A 6,343-nucleotide genomic window follows, 5' to 3' on the forward strand; every position below is an offset into this window, starting at 1 on the left:
TCAATGGTCCCGATGGGTTTTCTTCAACCGGCCCGGACGACCGACGCAATAATAGGCGAAACCAAGCATTTCCGCATCTTCCGGGTTGAAGATGTTGCGCAGGTCTACCAGCAAAGGCTGGGCCATCTGCTTGGCGACGCGGCCCAGATTGATCATGCGGAATTCGTTCCATTCCGTCAGAACAACAGCGCAATCCGCCTGTTCCAGGGCACCATAGGCATCTTCTGCCCAAACCACACCGGGCAGCAGCTTCTCCGCCTCATGTCGACCGGCGGGATCATAAGCGGCAACCGTGGCACCGGCCGCCTGCAGGGCAGGGATAATATCCAGCGCCGGGGCATCGCGCATGTCATCAGTGTTGGGCTTGAAGGTCACGCCCAGAATACCGACACGTTTGCCCTGAACCGACCCGCCGCAGGCGGCGATGATGCGGTCGGCCATGGCCTTCTTGCGCTGGTCGTTGATGTCCACCACGGTTTCGATGATGCGCAGCGGGCTGCCATAATCCTGCGCCGTGGTGACCAGGGCCAGCGTATCCTTGGGGAAGCAGGACCCGCCATAGCCGGGGCCTGGATGCAGGAACTTCTTACCGATGCGGTTATCCAGGCCGATGCCCTTGGCCACATCATGTACGTCCGCCCCCACCTTTTCGCACAGGTCGGCGATTTCGTTGATGAAGGTGATCTTGGCCGCCAGGAAGGTGTTGGCGGCATATTTGATCAGTTCCGATGTCTCCAGGCTGGTGAAGACCATCGGGGTTTCGATCAGGAACAGCGGGCGGTACAGCGCCCGCATCACCTGCCGGGCCCGGTCGCTGTCGGTGCCGATGACCACGCGGTCGGGCCGCATGAAATCTTCGATAGCCGAGCCTTCGCGCAGGAATTCCGGGTTCGACGCCACGTCGAAATCGGCTTCCGGGCGGGTCTTGCGGATAATGCGCGCCACTTCCCGGCCCGTGCCGACGGGTACAGTGCTTTTGGTGACGATGACCGTGTAATCGTCCGGGTCCAGCGACTGGGCAATCTCCGCCGCGGCCGCATAAACATAGGAAAGATCGGCATGGCCGTCGCCGCGCCGCGACGGGGTGCCGACGGCGATGAACACTGCATCCGCCCCGGCCACCGCACTGGGCAGATCGGTGGTGAAGGAAAGCCGGCCCGCCTTGGCGTTCTTTTCCACCAGCGCTTCCAGCCCCGGCTCATAGATGGGGATTTCCCCCCGGCGCAGCCGTTCGATCTTGCCTTCATCCTTGTCGACGCAGATCGTCTCCACACCGAATTCAGAGAAGCAAGCCCCCGAAACCAGCCCGACATAGCCAGTTCCAATCACTGCGATCCGCATTCAATCCCCCGTCCCGCCGGGCAAGAACTACACTAGGTTCTATAAAGACATAAAAGGGCGGTCGCTGACATCCCCCTGTCAGGTTGACCGCCCTTGATCGCTTTTACAGCATGTCCTTCAAGGCCGCGCGCACCTTGTCGGCCATGTCTGGCCGTTCCAGCGCATAGGCGACATTGGCCAGCACGAAGCCCAACTTGTCACCGCAATCGAAGCGGCGACCTTCGAACTTGAAGCCGTGGAAGGGCTGCTTGCCGATCAGTTTGGCCATGGCGTCGGTCAACTGGATTTCGCCGCCGGCCCCCTTTTCGAACACGGACAGGTGCTGGAACACCTCCGGCTGCAGGATGTAGCGGCCCTGGATGGACAGGTTGGACGGGGCCTTGGCCGGCTCCGGCTTTTCCACCAGCCCCTTCACGGCGACAAGCTGGCCGTTCTCGCTGGCGATGTCCAAGATGCCGTATTTGTTCGTCTGTTCGCGGGGCACCTCAAAGACGGACAGCATGTTGCCGCCCACCTTGTCATAGGCATCCATCATCTGGGCCAGACACGGGCGGTCACCCAGCACCTGTTCGTCGGGTAACAGCACGGCGAACGGCTCATTGCCGACGAATTCGCGCGCGCACCAGACGGCATGGCCGAGGCCCAGCGGTTCAGCCTGACGCACATAGGACAGGAAGCCGGACTGGATCTGAATCGCCTCGACGATCTTCAGCAGATCATCCTTGCCGCGGCGGCGCAGCGTTTCATTCAGCTCGTAATTCAGGTCGAAATGGTCTTCCAGCGGGCTCTTGCCCCGGCTGGTGACAAAGCAGAACTGCTCAATTCCGGCAGCCTTCGCCTCGTCCACCGCGTGCTGGATCAGCGGGCGGTCGGCAAGTGGCAGCATTTCCTTCGGGATGGCCTTGGTGGCCGGAAGGAAGCGGGTCCCCAGACCCGCGACAGGAAATACGGCCTTGCGCACTTTTTGGGGCATCTCGGTCCCTGCTGAAAAAGCCAAAGAAGATGAAAGGCGGGCGGACAATCCGCCACGCCCTGTTGTGCCACGCGCCGCGAACGCCCGCAACATGCCCGCAGAAATGCGGCGACGAAACAGGCGGGCGGAGCCGGCCGCCTTGATCAACGTTACAGCGGTCCTTCTGTTCCGCCCATTGATCCTTGTCAGACTGGTACCAAATTCAGTGATGTTTGCGCGGAAACGGGTGGTCAAGGCCATTTGCCAGCGGGGTTGGACATGCTAATCATACAATGGATAGGTTTTCCGGCAACTTCGTGTCAAACGGCCATGGTTGTGACAGACAGCCATGGTATTTTGATTTATTAAGGGAACCACCCTGTTGATTTGATAGCACGCGGGTTCTGCCTGTCCGGGTTCCATCCGCTGGCTGCAACAGGGAAAGTGCCCCATGACCCCGGTATTGGGATTGACGATGAATATCCTGATTGGCGACGATCATCTTCTGTTTCGTGAGGGCCTCTGCCGCCTGCTGCAGCAGTTGGATGAGAAGGCCACCTTCGTGGAGGCGGGCACCTTTGACGCGGTGCTGGAACTGGCGAAGGGCGACCAGGATTTCGACCTGATCCTGATGGATCTGCAGATGCCGGGCTTTCCCGGTTTCTCCGGCGTACAGGAAGTGTGCGAGAATCAGGCCGGCACGCCGGTGGTCATCGTCTCCGCCTCTGAAACGCAGGCCGATGTGCGCGCGGCGCTGGATGCCGGTGCGTCGGGCTATATCCCGAAAAGCTCCAGCGTGAAGATCATGCTGAGCGCGCTGAACCTCGTCTTCTCCGGTGGCATCTATGTGCCGCCGGCAGCCCTGCTGGGCGATGGGGCCGGGGTGGGGGCATCCGTGCAGGCGGGTTCCGCCGGCGGTGGGGCCCCTGTCGGCAATGCAGCCGGTTCCCCGGCCCTGACACAGCGCCAGCGCGATGTGCTGCGCTGCCTGCGGGAGGGTAAGTCCAACAAGCAGATTGCTTATGAGCTGGGCCTGTCCGAAGGCACGGTGAAGATCCATGTCACGGCGGTGATGCGGTCGCTGGGGGTGCGCAACCGCACCCAGGCGGTGATCGCCTCTGCCGATATCCTGCCCTGAATCATAAGGGCGCCTTTCCGCGCGATATCCTGATTATGAGCATTGATGATGTGACGGCCCCGACGGCAACGCCGCTCGGGGCCACCGCCTATCTGGCGGTTGAAGAATTCCTGGAACCGCTGCTGGCGGAATTGGGGGAGGTGCAGTCGGTGCATGGGCGGTTGGTGCTGGCCGAAGGGCCGCCGCGCCCCGTCGCCTGGGCGCAGAATATCTGGTACGATCCGGTGCTGATTCCCATCAGTTCCATCAAGCAGGGGGCCAAGGCCCTGCGCGCCATCCAGCGCAACTGGGCGCTCTATGGGTTCCAGCATCACCGCCGGGCCCAACTGATCCAGGATAATCTGCCCCATGTCTCGGCCAAGCCGCTGAATTTCTTCACGGCACCGCCCACGGCCCCGCTAGGGTCATGGACGCTGCTGAACGAGAATACGATCCTGGCCGCTGCCCATTGTTCCAGCCCCTTCCGCAATGGGGAGATCGAGTTCATCGAGGATAAGGCGACACCGCCCAACCGCGCCTATCTGAAACTGTGGGAGGCCTTCACGCGCATTGGCCATACGCCCAAGCCGGGGGAAATCTGCCTGGATCTGGGCGCCTGCCCCGGCGGCTGGACCTGGGTGATGCAGACCTGTGGGGCCAGTGTGATCGCCATCGACAAGGCCCCGCTGGACCCGCGCATTGCCCGCCTGCCCGGTGTGACGGAGCGGCGGGAAAGTGCCTTTGGTCTGAAGCCTGCCGATATCGGGCCCGTGGATTGGCTGTGCTGTGACGTGATCTGCTACCCGTCCAAGCTGCTGCGCATGGTGCAGGGCTGGTTGGAGTCGGGGCTGGTGAAGAATTTCATCTGTACCTTGAAATTCCAGGGGGAGACGGACCATGAAACCGCCCGCGCCTTCGCCGCTATTCCTGGCAGCCAGTTGGTGCATCTGTGCCAGAACAAGCACGAGCTGACCTGGATCCGGCTGGACGCTAAAGCCAGCTGCGTTTAGTCGAACGCAGCTGGCTTTAGCTGAGTCTGCCTACGAGCGGATTCACGCCAAGAGGTGATGTCACCTTTTGGCGATCCGCTCTAGCCGCAACTGAAGATCATTCCGTGAAGGCAATGATCTTCAGTTTCCCCAATCACCCGTTCCGGCACCGTAATCATCGATGGCAGCCAACATGGTTGCCACCTGATCGCGTTCCTGCGCTGTCAGTTCCGGGCGCCAGACATCGAACAGCAGGATGACGCGCGTCTGATCACTGTTGTTCCAGGCCTCATGCTCGATCGTGTCATCGAACAGCCAAGCCTGCCCCTCCCGCCATTCCCGCGTCTCATTGCCGACCCGGAAGCCGCAGCCGGGCGGGACGATCAGCGGCAGATGGCAGATCAGCCTTGTATTGACGAAGCCGGTATGCGGCGGGATGCGAGCCCCCGGTTTCAGCCGGGAAAACAGGATGGAGGGGGAACGACCCCGGATGCGGGGCAGGGGAAGCCCCGCCAGCGCCGCCGCCGTGGCGGGGCAGCGGGCGATATTATCCGCCTGTGGCTCCCCATGTTTCCAGAGATAGAAGGCGCTCCAGTCCTGGCTGTCGCGCAGGCCTGACTGGTCGATTTCCGGCTGGTCGCCGCTGCCGCTTTGCAGATAGGGCTGGAACGGTTCCGGTCCCTGCATGATCGCCAGCAACTCTGCCCGGATGGCGTCGGTGGCAGCTTCCAGTTTTTCCAGCCAGGGGAACTGTTCCCGCTCGTAGAACTGGATATGCGGCAGTTCCGGGAACAGATAGGCCTGGGGCTGCTGCATATAGACGGTGCGCCGGCCGAACAGAATATCCAGCGACCGGGTAAAGCGGCCGCTGGAGTGGGCCGGGTCGAAGCCCGCAGCACCCAGCCGTTCCTGCAGGAAGCTCTCAAATTTCTGCGCATAATCCTGGCAGCGGCCCTGCGCCCGCCACAGCTCAGCCGCCAGATCGGCCGGTGTCTGGGCGGCGGGGGGCGCCAGCTTCAAGGCCTCGCGGTAGAAGGCGACGGCGGACCGGTCATTGCCGCGCGCGGCGAACAGGTCGCCTTTCAACAACAGGGCACGGCAATTGCGCGGATCACGCGCCAGCACCTTATCCAGGCTGACCGCCAGCCCGTCCAGATCCTGGGTGCCGCGCTGGGCATGGGCCAGGGCCAGCCAGATGCCGGCATCATCCAGCCCGGCGGCGATGGCACCCTGGAAAGCGGCTTGCGCCGCCGGCCAATCCCCCCGTCGGAACGCCTCCATCCCCGCCCTGCCCAGGCCTGCCGCACTGCCACCAATAGCCATGTAACGTTCCCCCTTTGCGCGGCAGCATGGGAAACGACAATGCAATGATGGTCAATGGTAGAGTGGCAGAAGAAAGCGGCACGGACAGGGGCGCAAGGGGCCACGCCATCGCTCTCTTCCGCGTCTGCCCGGATGTTGTACCAACCCGCCTAAAGGTTGACCTTTAGGCGGGTTGAAGGCCGGCGACCGCCGGCCCGCCGCGCGTGCGGTGCCAAGCCAAGGGCACGGAAGTGCCCGTCCGGCGCATGAGGGAACGCAAAATCTCCCTGGATCGGTCACGATCAAGGGAGGGGTCTGTTGAAGAAGCCGATTGCTGATCTGATGATTTGCAGTCTGGTCAGACGGTAAATGTGTTCAGAGTTCTGTTTGGCAGGAGCCAACAGCGCAAGATCAGCAGCAGATAGGCGGCCAGGCGCTTGAGGTTGACCGCAGCGGCGGCGAGGTATGCCTGGATTTGCATGTTGTCGAGACCGCGGCGGACGGCGCGGCCCAGTCCGTGCCAGGTCTTGGCCTCACCATGGTAGCCTTCGACGCGGATACGGTGGCTGCGGTAGAGGGCTCTTTCATGGTCGCCCCATCGGGCATATTTTCGTCGTGCGCGCAGTAAGGCGTCGTGGTTCT

Annotated in this window: 6 protein-coding genes; 2 read left to right on the top strand and 4 right to left on the bottom strand. The window is 62.3% G+C overall.

Features of this window, described 5'->3' with window-relative positions:
• Complete coding sequence (locus tag GE253_RS16340; protein ID WP_153205204.1) at positions 1-1,341, bottom strand: UDP-glucose/GDP-mannose dehydrogenase family protein; 1,341 nt, start codon at positions 1,339-1,341, stop codon at positions 1-3.
• Positions 1,342-1,444: 103 nt separating this feature from the next.
• Entirely contained in the window at positions 1,445-2,314 is an 870-nt protein-coding gene (gene galU / locus GE253_RS16345) for a UTP--glucose-1-phosphate uridylyltransferase GalU (protein WP_153205205.1), read from the bottom strand.
• 454 nt (positions 2,315-2,768) lie between these two features.
• On the opposite strand from galU, the gene GE253_RS16350 reads away from it, so the two are divergent.
• On the top strand, positions 2,769-3,431 hold the full coding sequence (locus GE253_RS16350; RefSeq protein ID WP_153205234.1) for a response regulator transcription factor: 663 nt from the start codon (positions 2,769-2,771) through the stop codon (positions 3,429-3,431).
• A gap of 35 nt (positions 3,432-3,466) precedes the next feature.
• Complete coding sequence (locus GE253_RS16355; RefSeq protein WP_153205206.1) at positions 3,467-4,420, top strand: SAM-dependent methyltransferase; 954 nt, start codon at positions 3,467-3,469, stop codon at positions 4,418-4,420.
• 120 nt (positions 4,421-4,540) lie between these two features.
• Here the strand turns inward: GE253_RS16355 and GE253_RS16360 are convergent, their stop codons facing one another.
• Positions 4,541-5,722 carry an aspartyl/asparaginyl beta-hydroxylase domain-containing protein gene (locus GE253_RS16360; protein ID WP_153205207.1) on the bottom strand — a complete coding sequence of 394 codons (1,182 nt, stop codon included), beginning with the start codon at positions 5,720-5,722 and terminating at the stop codon, positions 4,541-4,543.
• 337 nt (positions 5,723-6,059) lie between these two features.
• On the bottom strand, positions 6,060-6,343 hold a 284-nt coding region (locus tag GE253_RS16365; protein ID WP_173012679.1), incomplete at its 5' end, for a transposase.

The organism is Niveispirillum sp. SYP-B3756 (genome assembly GCF_009495745.1).
Classification (GTDB): domain Bacteria; phylum Pseudomonadota; class Alphaproteobacteria; order Azospirillales; family Azospirillaceae; genus Niveispirillum.